12 protein-coding genes are annotated in these 13796 nt (G+C 71.2%); 9 read left to right on the forward strand and 3 right to left on the reverse strand.

Annotated features, from left to right (window positions below; all coding sequences use genetic code 11):
• Positions 1 to 51 precede the first annotated feature (51 nt).
• Complete coding sequence (locus IG62_RS0121165) at positions 52 to 1329, reverse strand: bifunctional adenosylcobinamide kinase/adenosylcobinamide-phosphate guanylyltransferase (RefSeq protein WP_030805329.1); 1278 nt, start codon at positions 1327 to 1329, stop codon at positions 52 to 54.
• 130 nt (positions 1330 to 1459) lie between these two features.
• Here IG62_RS0121165 and IG62_RS0121170 point away from each other — a divergent pair, with 130 nt between their 5' ends.
• Positions 1460 to 1675, forward strand: coding sequence for a hypothetical protein (locus tag IG62_RS0121170; RefSeq protein ID WP_030805332.1), 216 nt, complete (start codon positions 1460 to 1462; stop codon positions 1673 to 1675).
• A 70-nt stretch (positions 1676 to 1745) separates the two neighbouring features.
• On the opposite strand, the gene IG62_RS0121175 is transcribed toward IG62_RS0121170, so the two are convergent.
• The gene (locus tag IG62_RS0121175; protein WP_030805335.1) at positions 1746 to 2342 is read right to left on the reverse strand and encodes a DUF3043 domain-containing protein; all 597 of its coding nucleotides are present in this window, start codon (positions 2340 to 2342) and stop codon (positions 1746 to 1748) included.
• Positions 2343 to 2626: 284 nt separating this feature from the next.
• Here IG62_RS0121175 and IG62_RS0121180 point away from each other — a divergent pair, with 284 nt between their 5' ends.
• From IG62_RS0121180 to IG62_RS0121215, 8 genes are all read left to right on the forward strand, one after another.
• Positions 2627 to 3427 (forward strand): PspA/IM30 family protein, encoded by an 801-nt coding sequence (locus tag IG62_RS0121180; protein ID WP_307810944.1) that lies wholly within the window; start codon positions 2627 to 2629, stop codon positions 3425 to 3427.
• Between the two features lie 64 nt (positions 3428 to 3491).
• Positions 3492 to 3770, forward strand: coding sequence for a PspA-associated protein PspAA (pspAA, locus tag IG62_RS0121185; protein ID WP_030805338.1), 279 nt, complete (start codon positions 3492 to 3494; stop codon positions 3768 to 3770).
• Positions 3771 to 3897: 127 nt separating this feature from the next.
• Positions 3898 to 5199: a sensor histidine kinase gene (locus IG62_RS0121190; RefSeq protein WP_030805341.1), complete on the forward strand. Its 1302-nt coding sequence runs from the start codon at positions 3898 to 3900 to the stop codon at positions 5197 to 5199.
• Positions 5196 to 5882, forward strand: a complete 687-nt coding sequence (locus IG62_RS0121195; protein ID WP_030805345.1) for a response regulator — start codon at positions 5196 to 5198, stop codon at positions 5880 to 5882. Before IG62_RS0121190 ends, IG62_RS0121195 begins: the two co-directional genes overlap by 4 nt.
• Before the next feature lie 200 nt (positions 5883 to 6082).
• Complete coding sequence (locus tag IG62_RS0121200; RefSeq protein ID WP_030805348.1) at positions 6083 to 9256, forward strand: efflux RND transporter permease subunit; 3174 nt, start codon at positions 6083 to 6085, stop codon at positions 9254 to 9256.
• Positions 9257 to 9450: 194 nt separating this feature from the next.
• Positions 9451 to 9720, forward strand: coding sequence for a hypothetical protein (locus IG62_RS0121205; RefSeq protein WP_030805351.1), 270 nt, complete (start codon positions 9451 to 9453; stop codon positions 9718 to 9720).
• Positions 9713 to 10330: a DUF6879 family protein gene (locus IG62_RS0121210; RefSeq protein WP_030805354.1), complete on the forward strand. Its 618-nt coding sequence runs from the start codon at positions 9713 to 9715 to the stop codon at positions 10328 to 10330. Before IG62_RS0121205 ends, IG62_RS0121210 begins: the two co-directional genes overlap by 8 nt.
• A complete protein-coding gene (locus IG62_RS0121215) occupies positions 10327 to 12717 on the forward strand; it encodes an ATP-binding protein (protein WP_051798378.1) in 2391 nt (796 codons plus the stop codon). The genes IG62_RS0121210 and IG62_RS0121215 overlap by 4 nt, the downstream gene beginning before the upstream one ends.
• Here the strand turns inward: IG62_RS0121215 and IG62_RS0121220 are convergent.
• Positions 12714 to 13589 carry a methionyl-tRNA formyltransferase gene (locus IG62_RS0121220; RefSeq protein ID WP_030805378.1) on the reverse strand — a complete coding sequence of 292 codons (876 nt, stop codon included), beginning with the start codon at positions 13587 to 13589 and terminating at the stop codon, positions 12714 to 12716. The genes IG62_RS0121215 and IG62_RS0121220 overlap by 4 nt on opposite strands.
• Positions 13590 to 13796 lie beyond the last annotated feature (207 nt).

Genomic DNA, 13796 nt, shown 5'->3' on the forward strand with positions numbered 1-13796 from the left:
ACCCGGCGGCGCGCCCCCGGGCAAGCGGACACGGGCGCGGCCGGGCCCGCGTCATCCGCGCAGCGCAAGCGCCTGGCCCGCGACGACCAGCAGCACCTGCTCGCACTCGGCGCCGAACGACGCGTTCAGCCGCCCCAGTTCGTCGCGGAACCGGCGGCCCGCCGGCGTCGCCGGCACCACCCCCGAGCCGACCTCGTTGCTGACCGCCACCACCGGCCGCCGCGTCGCCCGCACCGCCGCCACCAGCGCGTCGGTCCGCTCCCGCAGCGCCTTTCGGCCGCCGCCCTCCCAGGTCGCGTCGTCCCACGCCCCGACCTCGTCCATGACGTGCGTCAGCCACAGCGCCAGACAGTCGATGAGCAACGGCGAACCGCCGCCCGGCCGGTCCGCCCCGAAAGCCCCGCCGGCCCCGCCCTCCGCCAGCAGCGGCACCAGATCGCAGGTCTCGACCGTCCGCCAGCTGCTGGGCCGCCGCTCCCGGTGCAGCGAGACCCGCGCCGCCCAGTCCGCGTCGCCGTCCCGGCTGCCGCCGGTGGCGACGTACAGCACGTCCGGGAACGCCGCCAGCCGCCGCTCCGCCTCCACCGACTTCCCGCTGCGCGCCCCGCCGAGCACCAGCGTCCGGCGCGGCAGGTCCGGCACCGCGTGGTACTCGCCGACCACCAGCGAACTGCCGTCCGGCACCGCCCGCGCCCCCACCGCCGCCAGCCTGCGGTGCAGTTCGGGCCCCGGCGGCACGTCGTGGTCGAGGTGCACCGCCACCACGTCCGTCGCCGCGTCCACCGCCCCGCTCGCCCGAAGCCGCGCCAGCGCGTCCGGCCGCCCCAGCACGTCGAGCAGCACCAGGTCGTACGGGCCGTTCCCGCCGGCGCCGTCGTAGCCGCCGCCGGCGACCCCGTTCCCGTCCACCAGGCCGGCCGGTGCCGCGCCCGGCGGCAGATACAGCAGCCGCTCGCCGGCGGGCCCGGAGATCTCGTACGCGGTGCCCGGGATGTCGACCGCGAGGGCCCGGATCCGGTGCCCGTCGAGCAGTGCCAGTTCCCGGCCGTCCGCGACCCGGCCCGGGGTGGGCAGCCCGGCCGGCACCTCCATCGCCGGCCCCTCGTGCGGATGCGACAGCAGCACCTGCCGCACGCCCGCCAGCGACTGTCCGGCGCGGGCGGCCGCGAAGGCCGGGCCCGGCGTCAGATCGATCAGCAGCGCGCCGTCGACCAGCAGCGCGGTCGCCGCCCGCGCCTCGTCGCCGACGGCGGTCGCACAGGCGGCACACGGGCAGCCGGGGCGCGGCAGCCCCAGCGGGGCCCCGGTGCCGAGGAGAGTCACATCCACACCGCGAGTTTCTCGCGTCCGCTCCCGGTGAGCGCGGCGGGGGCGGACTCGACACGGCCGTTAGGCTCTCGATCAGCACGACAGGCACGACAGCACGACTCACGTACCCGGTGGGATCCAGGAGGCGGACATGGCGTGGACGTGGCGGTTCGAGAAGGCGGACGGTACGGAGGCGGTACCCGCCGTGGAGCCGGAGGAGTTCACGACGCAGGGCGACGCGGAATCGTGGATCGGCGAGGAGTGGAAGGCCCTCCTCGAAGGCGGCGTCGAGCAGGTCCGCCTCTTCGAGGACGGCCAGGAGATCTACCCGGCCCCGATGAGCCTGCAGGCGGCCGACGAAGACTGAGCGGCCCGCCCGGACAGCACGAAGGGCCGGACCCGCCACCCGGCGGATCCGGCCCTTTCGTATGCCGCGATTACGGCCGCTGGCCCCGCTTGACCTGCGGCTTCGGCAGCCGCAGCCGCCGCATCTGGAGCGTGCGCATGACCGCGTAGGCCTTCACGCCCTTGAGGTTCTCGTTCGGGAACTTCTCCTGCAGCCGCTTGCTCAGGCGGAACCAGATCAGGATCGAGTCCAGCACGATCAGCACGATGATCACGAGCCACAGCAGCAGCGCGATGCTCTGGATCGACGGCACCCGGATCATGGTCAGCACCAGGATCACCACGGCCATCGGCAGGAAGAACTCCGCGACGCACCAGCGCGAGTCGACGTAGTCACGGGCGAACCGGCGCACCGGTCCCTTGTCCCGCACCGGGAGGTACCGCTCGTCGCCGTTGGCCAGCGCCTCGCGCTGCCGGGCCATATCGGCACGGCGCGCTTCACGTTGGGCCTTCGCCGCGTCCTTGCGGTTGGTGGGGGTGTGCGCACGGGCCCGGCGCTGCGACTGGGAGTCGCTGCGCTTGGGCGTCGGGCGGCCCTTGGGGGCCTGCGGGTCGCGGGGCTGCTGGGGCTGGTCCGCGGTCACCTTGGCGGGCGCGGCCTGCTCATCCTTCGAACGGCTTCGGAACACAACACCCAAGAGTACGTGGTCGCCGCCCGGGGGCCAGGGGCCGACGGGCACGATCCGGCAACGGCACCGCCCGGAAGGCGGCGGTCACCTCCCGTCCGGCGACCCCCCGCAACCCCTTCCCTACTCCTTGCGCGGGAGAAGAGGCCGTCCCGATCGTCCTGGAGGAGGAGCGCATCCGGGCGCGAACAGTGCGGTAATGGAACCAGGGCCCGTACTGTGGGGTCTGTAGATGTGCTGGAGCCTAAGCCCGATGCAAGTCGGTCAGAAGGGGGCGCGCGAGGCCCATGAGCGATGGTGTCATGAAGCGGATGGGGATGATCTTCCGCGCGAAGGCCAACAAGGCCCTGGACCGGGCCGAAGACCCGCGCGAGACCCTTGACTACTCGTACCAGAAGCAGCTGGAGCTGCTGCAGAAGGTACGCCGCGGCGTCGCCGACGTGGCGACCTCCCGCAAGCGCCTGGAGCTGCAGCTCAACCAGCTTCAGGGCCAGTCCGCCAAGCTGGAGGACCAGGGCCGCAAGGCGCTGGCGCTCGGCCGCGAGGACCTGGCCCGCGAGGCGCTGACCCGGCGCAGCGCGCTGCAGCAGCAGGTCACGGACCTGGAGACGCAGCACCAGACGCTGCAGGGTGAGGAGGAGAAGCTCACGCTCGCCGCGCAGCGGCTGCAGGCCAAGGTCGACGCCTTCCGCACGAAGAAGGAGACGATCAAGGCGACGTACACCGCGGCCCAGGCGCAGACCCGGATCGGCGAGGCGTTCTCCGGCATCTCCGAGGAGATGGGCGACGTCGGTCTGGCCATCCAGCGCGCGGAGGACAAGACCGCGCAGCTGCAGGCCCGGGCCGGCGCGATCGACGAGCTGATGGCGTCCGGCGCGCTGGACGACCCGTCCGGCATGGCCAAGGACGACATCACCGCCGAGCTGGACCGGCTCTCCGGCGGCAGCGACGTCGAGCTGGAGCTGCAGCGGATGAAGGCCGAGCTCGCGGGCGGTTCGTCGGCCGGCCAGCAGGCCATCGAGAGCGGTCAGGGCGGCCAGGGCCGGCCCGCCCCGCAGCAGGACCAGCCGCGTTTCGACAAGCAGTGACGAGCGGCGGCGGTTAGCCTCGCAGGGATCGCGAGACCGTCGGAGCGGACCAAGGGAGACCGTCGTGATCGTACGGATCATGGGGGAGGGCCAGGTGAAGCTGGACGATGCCCACTTCATCGAGCTCAACAAGCTGGACGACGAACTGCTCGAAGAGATGGAGAGCGGCGACGAGGCCGGCTTCCGGCGCACGCTCGGCGCTCTCCTGGACTCGGTGCGCCGTATGGGCACCCCGCTCCCCGACGACGCCCTCGAACCGTCGGAACTGATCCTGCCGTCCCCCGACGCCACGCTCGCCGAGGTCCGGGAGATGCTCAGCGACGACGGCCTGATCCCGGGCTGAACCCGCCGCCGGACGGCCACCCGGCCGTCCGCGCCCGTGCGGCCGGCCGCCACCGGCCGCTCCTTTCCAGTGCACCGGCACCCGGCGCCCCGGTCCCCAGCGGACCGGGGCGCTACCGTTTGCTGTTGTGAGTCTCCTCGACCCCCGACCGGACGCGGCCCGCGCCGGCCGCTTCGCCTGGTGCCGGGCGCATCCGCGCGCGTTCGACGCGGCCCTGGCGGTGGCCGTCTTCGGCTGCATCCTGTTCGGGGCGGTGGCCGACCCGCACCGCGTCCACGGACCGCGCATCGTCCCGCACGAGCTGACCGCCACCACCGTGGTGCTGGCCGCGCTGGCCTGCGCCCCGCTCGTGTGGCGCCGCCGGCTGCCGCGTTCGGTCCTGGCGGCCACCGGCACGCTCACCCTCGTCGAACTGGTCGCCGGCGCGAGCAGTCCGCGCGCCCCGGTGGCGGTCGCCGCGGTGATCGCCCTCTACACCGTCGCCTCCCGTACCGACCGCCCCACCACCTGGCGGATCGGCGCCCTCACCGTCGTCGTCCTGACCGCCTCCGCGATGCTCTACGGCCCCCGCCCCTGGTACGCCCAGGAGAACCTCGGGATCTTCGCCTGGACCGGTATGGCGGCCGCCGCGGGTGACGCGGTCCGCAGCCGCCGGGCCTTCGTCGACGCCATCCGGGAACGGGCCGAACGGGCCGAGCGCACCCGCGAGGAGGAGGCCCGCCGCCGGGTCGCCGAGGAACGGCTGCGCATCGCCCGGGAGCTGCACGACGTCGTCGCCCACCACATCGCCCTGGTCAACGTCCAGGCCGGGGTCGCCTCGCACGTCATGGACAACCGCCCCGACCAGGCCAAGCAGGCCCTCGCACACGTCCGGGAGGCGTCCCGTTCGGCGCTGGAGGAACTCCGCGCCACGGTCGGCCTGTTGCGGCAGTCCGACGACCCGAGGGCACCGACCGAGCCCGCGCCCGGCCTCGGCGTGCTCGACCAGCTCGTCGACGGATTCGTCCGCGCCGGGCTCCCGGTGGAGCTGGAGGTGCCCGAGGCCCCCGGTCCGCTGCCCGCCTCCGTCGACCTCACCGCCTACCGCGTGGTCCAGGAGGCGCTGACCAACGTCCACAAACACGCCGGGGAGGGCGCCCGGGCCACCATCCGGATCGCGTACCACGCCTCCGCGCTGACCGTGACCGTCCTCGACGACGGCGCGGGCACGGCCGGAGTACCGGGCCAGCGGGCCGCCGACCGGTCCGGCCCGCCGACCGGGGGCACCGACGGGCCGGAGGAGAACGGCGGCGGCCACGGCCTGATCGGCATGCGCGAGCGGGTCTACGCGCTGGGCGGCACGATCGTGACCGGCCCGCGCGCGGCCGGCGGCTTCCAGGTGCGGGTCACCCTTCCACTGCAGACCGTCCGTACGGGGGAGACGACATGACGATCAAGGTGCTGCTGGCCGACGACCAGGCGCTGCTGCGCAGCGCGTTCCGCGTGCTGGTCGATTCCGAACCGGACATGCGGGTGGTGGGGGAGGCCTCCGACGGCGCGCAGGCCTACGAACTGACCAAGGCCGAGCGGCCCGACGTCGTCCTGATGGACATCCGGATGCCCGGCGTGGACGGGCTGGCCGCCACCCGCATGATCAGCGAGGACCCGGACCTCACCGACGTCCGGGTGGTCATCCTGACCACCTTCGAGGTCGACGACTACGTGGTCCAGTCGCTGCGCAACGGCGCCAGCGGCTTCCTCGGCAAGGGCGCCGAACCGGACGAGATGCTCGGCGCGATCCGGATCGCGGCGGGCGGTGAGGCGCTGCTGTCGCCCGCGGCGACCAAGGGCCTGATCGCCAAGTTCCTGGCCCAGGGCAGCGGTCCGGGCGACGGCGGGCCCGACGGCCCGGGCGCGGAGCGGCTGACGACGCTGACCGGCCGGGAGCGCGAGGTACTCGTCCTGGTGGCCGGCGGACTGTCCAACGACGAGATCGGCGAACAGCTCGCGGTCAGCCCGCTCACGGTCAAGACGCACGTCAACCGGGCGATGGCCAAGCTCGGGGCGCGCGACCGCGCACAGCTGGTCGTCATCGCCTACGAATCGGGCCTCGTACGCCCACGGGTGCAGTAGAGGGGGAGCGGCCCGTACTCCGAACGCGGTACGGGCCCCGGGACGGAAACCGACCTGCGAGCGAGGAAAACCGGCCTGGTCATGGCCGAAGGTGTAAGTGGGCCCGCAACGGGCCCCTGCCGTCGGCCCTGACGAAGGCGCCTGCCCGCGCCCGGCCCGGCCGACCGTCCCGCCTTCAGAACAGAAGAGAGACCCCACCCATGTCCTGGCTGTCCCGGCTCAGCCTCGTACAACGGGGCCTGATAGCGCTGATGTCGATCGTCGCGATCGCCTTCGGCGCCATCGCGATACCCCAGCTCAAGCAGCAGCTCCTGCCCTCCATCGAACTCCCGATGGTCTCCGTGCTCGCGCCGTACCAGGGCGCCTCGCCCGATGTCGTCGAGAAGCAGGTGATCGAGCCGCTGGAGGACGGTGTCCAGGCCGTCGACGGCATCAAGAGCGTCACCTCGACCTCCAGCGAGGGCTCGGGCGTCATCATGGCCCAGTTCGACTACGGCAATGACGTCAAGCGCCTGGTCGCCGACGTCCAGCAGGCCGTCAACCGGGCCCGGGCCAAGCTCCCCAAGGACGTCGACCCGCAGGTCGTGGCCGGCTCGACGGACGACATCCCCACCGTCGTCCTCGCCGTCTCTTCTTCCAAGAAGGATCAGCAGACCCTCGCCGACCAGCTCAACCGCGGCGTGGTCCCGGACCTGAAGAACATCGACGGGGTCAGCCAGGTCACCGTCAGCGGCGTCCAGGACCGGATCGTCGCGGTCACCCCCGACGACAAGAAGCTCGCCGCCGCCGGGCTGACCGCGCAGGCGCTCGGACAGGCGCTGGAGGCCGGCGGCACGTCCGTGCCGGCCGGTTCGTTCGCCGAGCACGGCCAGAGCAGGACGGTCCAGGTCGGCGCCGGCTTCACCTCCGTCGCGCAGATCAAGGACCTGACCGTCCCGCCGGCCGCGGGCGCCGGTGGGGCCGCGGGCGGCCCGTCCGCGGGCAAGGCGGTCCGGCTCGGCGACGTCGCCACCGTCAAGGAGGAGCCGGCCGCGCCGACCTCGCTGACCCGCACCAACGGCAAGCCCAGCCTCGCCGTCATGGTGACGATGGACCAGGACGGCAGCGCGGTCGCGATCTCCGACGCGGTCAAGGACCGGCTCCCGAAGATCCGTCAGGACCTCGGCGAGGGCACCGCCGTCACGGTCGTCTCCGACCAGGGCCCGGCGGTCTCCAAGTCCATCGAGTCGCTGACCACCGAGGGCATGCTCGGCCTGGCCATGGCCGTCATCGTCATCCTGGTCTTCCTGCTCAGCCTGCGCTCGACGCTGGTCACCGCGGTCTCCATCCCGCTCTCGGTCGTCATCACCCTGATCGTGCTGTGGACCGGTGACCTGTCCCTGAACATGCTCACCCTCGGCGCGCTCACCATCGCGATCGGCCGGGTCGTCGACGACTCCATCGTCGTCCTGGAGAACATCAAGCGGCACCTGGGCTACGGCGAGGAGCGCCGCGAGGCCATCCTCTCCGCGGTCAAGGAGGTCTCCGGCGCGATCACCTCCTCGACCCTCACCACCGTCGCGGTGTTCCTCCCGATCGGCGTGGTCGGCGGCATGGTCGGCGCGCTCTTCGGCTCGTTCTCGCTGACCGTCACCGTCGCGCTGCTCTCCTCGCTGATCGTCTCCCTCACGGTCGTCCCGGTCCTGTCGTACTGGTTCCTGCGCGCCCCGGAGATCCCCGAGGGCACCACGGCGGACGAACTGCGCCGCCAGGCCGAGGAGAAGGAGACCCGCAGCGCCCTGCAGCGGCTCTACGTCCCGGTCCTGCGGTTCGCCACCCGCCGCCGGCTCACCAGCCTGGCCATCGCGGTCGTCGTCCTGATCGGCACGTTCGCCATGGGCCCGCTGCTGAAGACCAACTTCTTCGACCAGGGCGACCAGGACACCCTGACCGTCAAGCAGGAGCTCAAGCCCGGCACCAGCCTCGGCGCGTCCGACACCCAGGCGAAGAAGGTCGAGAAGCTGCTCGCGGCCGACGACGACATCGCCGACTACCAGGTCACCGTCGGCTCCTCCGGCTTCATGGCGGCCTTCGGCGGCGGCACCGGCGCCAACCAGGCGTCCTACCAGGTCAAGCTGAAGGACTCGGCGGACTCCGGCAAGGTCACCGACCACCTGCGCACGGAGCTCGACAAACTCGGCCCGGCCATCGGCGACACCACGATCACCGCGGGCGGCGGCTTCGGCAACCAGGACCTCAGCGTGGTCGTCAAGGCCGGCGACGCCGACGTGCTGAAGCGGGCCAGCGAGCAGGTCCGCACGGCCGTCGCCGGGCTCGACCACGTCACCGACGTCCAGAGCGACCTCGCGCAGAGCGTGCCGCGGATCTCCGTCACTCCCAACGCCAAGGCCGCCGCGGCCGGTTACAACCAGACCACGCTCGGCGGCGCCGTCGCCCAGGCGGTCCGCGGCACCACCACCGGCACGGCCGTCCTGGACAACACCGAGCGGGACATCGTCATCAAGGCGGCCCACCCGGCCACCACCGAGGCCCAGTTGAAGAAGCTGGCGATCCCGACCCCGGCCGGCCGGGTGCCGCTCGGCACCCTCGCCACGGTCAAGACCGTGCCCGGCCCGGTCCAGATGACCCGGATCGACGGGGCCCGCTCGGCGACCATCACCGCCAAGCCGACCGGCGACAACACCGGCGCGGTCAGCACCGAGCTGCAGACCAAGATCAACGGCCTGAAGCTGCCGAAGGGCGCGACCGCCACCATCGGCGGCGTCTCCCAGGACCAGTCCGACGCGTTCTCCTCGCTCGGCCTGGCCATGCTGGCCGCCATCGCCATCGTCTTCATGCTGCTGGTCGGCACCTTCCGGTCGCTGATCCAGCCGCTGATCCTGCTGGTCTCCATCCCGTTCGCGGCCACCGGCGCGGTCGGCCTGCTCATCGCCACCGGCACCCCGCTGGGCGTCCCGGCGATGATCGGCATGCTGATGCTGATCGGCATCGTGGTCACCAACGCCATCGTGCTGATCGACCTGATCAACCAGTACCGGGCTCAGGGCTACGGCGTCGTCGAGGCGGTCGTCGAGGGCGGCCGGCACCGGCTCCGCCCGATTCTGATGACCGCCCTGGCCACGATCATGGCGCTGCTGCCGATGGCCGCGTCCATCACCGGCGACGGGGGCTTCATCTCCCAGCCGCTGGCCGTGGTCGTGATCGGCGGCCTGATCAGCTCCACCCTGCTCACCCTCCTCCTCGTCCCGACGCTCTACGCGATGATCGAACTCCGCAAGGAACGCCGGACGAAGAAGAAGGCCGCCAAGCGGGCCGAGAAGGCCGGCACCCCGGCCGACGAGACCGAACCCACCCCGGAGCCCGCGAGCGTCTGACCACCCCCACCCTCCCGAACGAAGCCCCCGCTGCCACACCGGCCGCGGGGGCTTCGTACGTCCCCCACCCTCCCCGTATGGCGCAATCGCGCGATACCGCCGGTAGCGCACCGTGTTCAATTCAATTCCCTGGGTGCTATCCTCGTCGCCTCAGAGAGCTGAGTAACCGTCAATTTGCCTAATGGGGAGGCAAGATGGGGAAAAGGTGGGTGGCCGAACCCTCGGCGTCCTTAACGCGGCGGCTCGGTAAGTCGTCGCATGAACTGGGGCAGACATCCGGAAATTCCAGCTGTCCTGATATCTGGGAGCTGGACAACGGTGACGTCGCTGTCATCGGGACCGATCTGACCACGTCGTACGAGGGCCGGCTGCCCGACGGGGTGAGTGTCGACCCCGGTGAGCGGCTGGTCATCATCCCCAGGGCGACCATCGTCGCGGCCAAGGTGGACATCCCGGATGAGTAGTCTGCTCGGCGGAGCGATCGGCGAGCGCATGCCGCTCGATGCCTACTACGCCGACTTCGAGCAACACTTCTGGCAGAGCGCTGACCTCGGCTTTTGGAAGCTGGAGCGGCAACAGACCTTCCAGGAGCCCGGCTACGACAGCTGGGAGGCGTTCGCCCGCGGCGACTGGGGTGAGTCCCTTCGTCTGCTGGAAGCCGGTCGTGCCGAGATGGACGGCTATCACCGCAAGGTGGACCGGCACGGTTTCGCCGCCCGCCGGGTCAGGGTCGTCGAAGAACCCCTGAGCCACTACCTGCAGTGGGAACTGCACGCCTTGCGTATCCGCAGCCAGTGCGGAGGCCCGACTCGTGTCGTCAGAGCTGATCAGGTCTCGCAATTCGAGTCGGACGGTCCGCTTCCGGAGATCTACACCCTCGGATCACGGGTGATGTATCAAGCGGTCTACGACGATCAGGGAATCCTGGAATCCGCTCGCAAATTCGTGGATTCCGAACTCATTCTGCACTGTCAAAAGTTCATCCAGGGCCTGTACGAGGTGGGCGAACCCGTGGAGGACTGGTTCGACGATCATGTGGCACCCCTACCGCCACCGTGCCGCACCTCGGTATGAGTGACGGCGCCGGGCACTCCAACACGTTCGGAGGTTCGGCATCGGCGCACGGCGTCGTCCAGGCCCGGGACGTCCACGGCGGGGTCCATCTCCATCAGTACGTCCCGGACGCCCCGGCCATAGTGCCCCACCAACTCCTCGGCGGAACACGGCACTTCGTCAACCGCTCGCGCGAGCTGAGCCGCCTCGGCCAGCTCGTCGCGGACGGTCGCGGCACGCCCGCCGTGCTGCCGTTGGCGGTCATCACGGGAACGGCCGGGGTGGGCAAGACATCCCTTGCCCTGCACTGGGCGCACACCATCCGGTCGCACTACCCGGGTGGTGAGCTGTACGCCAATCTGCGGGGTTACGCCGTCGACTCGCCGGTGTCGCCCGAGAGGATACTGGGGCGCTTCCTCGAAGATCTCGGCGTTCCCGCCGCGCTGGTGCCGGTCGAAGGGGAGCGCCGGGAGTCGATGTTCCGCTCCTTGATCGCGGACCGACGCATGCTGGTGATCCTCGACAACGCCGTGGACAGCGGGCAGGTGCGCCCCCTGCTTCCCGGCAGCGCAGCCTGCCTGACGGTGGTGACCAGCAGGGATGATCTGTCCGGCCTGGTCGCGCAGCAGGGCGCGTTACGCGTGCGGCTGGAGACGTTTCCGGCAGCGGAAGCGATCACGCTGCTGCGCACCGCCACCGCCGAGTACCGAGGCCGGGACCGGCGCGCCGACCTGGCGGAACTCGCCCGATTGTGCGCACGGCTACCGCTGGCCCTGAGAATCGCCGCCGAACGGGCCGCCAGTTGGCCGTCGATGCCCTTGAGCGAGCTGATCGAGGACCTGCGCGACGAGTCGGCCCTGTGGAATGTCCTCACCACCACCGAAGAGAAGGGCGGCCCCGACGCGATGCGCAGCGTTTTCGAGTGGTCCTACCGGGCGTTGCCCGCGCCCGCCGCTCGCCTCTTCCGCATCCTCGGTCTCCACCCCGGGAACGAGTTCGGCCTCCCCGCCGTAGCCGGGATGGCGGGCGTCGAGCCGGCGGAAGCACGCGCGCAGCTGGACACCTTGGTGAGTGCGCATTTGCTGGAGCGACGCCCTGCGGGCCGCTACGAATTCCATGACCTCCTACGCGCCTACGCGGCCGACCAGGCCCGGAAGAGGGACGGCGAAGCCGAGCGGAGAGCGATTCTCGAACGCTGCCTGGCGTGGTATCTCCACACCGCCGACGCGGCACAGAGCGTCATCGCGCCGTTCGACCGCTATCACCTCGACGACCGGTTTCCGGCGCCCGACGCACCGCTCCGGTTCGCCCGGTACGAGGAAGCCTTCCAGTGGTACCGGACGGAGAGCGGCAATCTCGCCACGGCGGTCCGGGTCGCCGCCGAATCAGGCTTTCCCGCTCTCGCATGGCGCCTGGCCGTCGTGCTGCGTGCCGTCTACATGCATCACAACGCGTTCGACGACTGGGCCTCGACGGCCCGCATCGCCGTGGACGCCGCGGTGCGTGCCGACGAGCCCGCCGGACAGGCCGAGGCGCTGGAAAGTCTGGGCAAGTCGGCCTTCCAGGCGCTACGGCTCGATGAGGCCCGGGACTGCCACCGCTCCGCGCTCGCCATCCGCCGGCAACTCGGTGATCGGCGGGGCACGGCAGTCTCCGTCAACGCGCTCGGGCTGCTCGGTCTCCGCCTTCGCCGGCTCCACGAGGCCCGCGCACATTTCGAAGACAGCTGTGCGATCTTCCGTGAGCTGAGGGACCGCCGTTGGACGGCCCTGCTCCAGGGCAATCTCGCGGAGTCCCTGTGCGAACTCGGCCGGTACGACGAGGCGGTGCGGACCCTCGAACCCGCGCTGGCGGAGTTCCGTGTCCTAGGCGACCGGGGCAGTGAGGGCAATGCCCTGTTCCTGTTGTGCTGGGCCCGGCGCGGTGCGGACGATGCGGAGGCGGCCGGGCATGCCATCGAGGCCGCACTGGCCATCGCCGGGGCCGAGGACAACCAGGTGTGGCGAGGGCACTGGCTGATGGAGTCGGCAAGGCTCGAACTGGCGCGGGGCAATCCGGAGGTCTCACTGTGCCTGTGCCGGGAGTCCGCCCTCATCCAGCGGAGGCTCGGAGACAGGGCCCGGGAGGCCATCGCACAGGACGGCGCGGGGGAGGCGTGCCAGGCGCTGGGACGCCACCAGGAGGCGGCGGAGTTGCACCGGCGGGCCGTTGCCCTGCACCGCGGTCTCGACGGGCGGTGGCAGCTCGCCTGCGCTCTGCACAATTTGGCCGACGCGCTCCACGTGCTCGGCGAGCGCGAACAGGCGCGTGCCGCCGGGCAGGAGAGCCGGGAACTGCTCAGCGCATTCGACGATCCGCAGGCAGCCGCACGGTCGCGGCGCCTGGCCCAGCTGCTGGAGCGCGGCTAGTCGTTCGCTTCTGTCCGACCGTTCGGTTCCACGAGCTCAGAGGCGGTGATCCACAGGGCGCCGTCGCCGCAGTCGAGGCGCCAGCCGTCGGCAGGCGTGAGACTGGTGCGCAGAATTCTTCGTCGGGTGCCGTTGACGGTGGCCACCGGGGCCGCCTGAGGCCCCATGAAGCGACATGTCCGTACCTGATGGTGGAGCTCGCGCGCCGCTTTCGTGGTGTCGAGGGTGAAGAACTCGGGCTCCATCAGGCCGGCATAGCTGACACCTGCCGTGGCCTGTGGCTCACCGGCTTCCGGGTCCCGGACACGGCGCAACGCCCGTCGGACCACCGCACGCACCGCCGGTGCGAGACCGCCCCACAGCAGGCCGGGGGTGACATCGTCCGGCAGCGGGACACCGGCCTGCTGCGCCAGAACGGGGCCGGCGTCGAACTCCTCGGTCATGCGGTGGGCGGTCACGCCCAGCTCGGCATCGCCGTTCCGGATGGCCCATAACACCGGTGCCGGGCCTCGGTACTTGGGCAGCATCGAACAGTGGACGTTGACCACTCCGTAGCGCGGGACGCAGAGCACGGAGTGCGGTAGACGCCACGAGAATCCGTAGCAGACGACGAGGTCGAGGTCGTATCCCCGTAGGGCGGCCCCCAGCCCTTCGGAACTTCCCGGCAGCAGCAGGTCGATCCCCGAGGGCAGTGCGGCGGCGATCCGGCCCGTGGCACGAGCCGCGTCGTCGTCCGTGGCCGTCCTGGGCCGCAGGGAGCGGGAGTAGGCGTAGACGAGGGGGGTGTGTCCCGCTTCGACGCAGGTCTCGTGCAGCGTGCCGAACTCCTTCGGGCCGAAGGAGAGAATGCCGATGCGCATGCCGTCCACCATGACGTGGAGCTTAGTAAGACGGGTGTGATGAAGAGGCGCAATCGCCTGCATCAGTGCACTTTTCGGGCCGCGTGCCCTTGTCGCGCAGCGCGCCCCCGCCCGCACGCCGGTGGCTCCTCATGCCGCGCGCCGGTGGCTCCGCGTTCGCCAACTGACCTTCCGTCATACGCCTTTCAGTGGTTTATGCGGGCATGTCCGCATGTGTGG

Origin of the sequence: Streptomyces sp. NRRL S-337 (assembly GCF_000720175.1) — a bacterium.
GTDB lineage: Bacteria > Actinomycetota > Actinomycetes > Streptomycetales > Streptomycetaceae > Streptomyces > Streptomyces siderophoricus.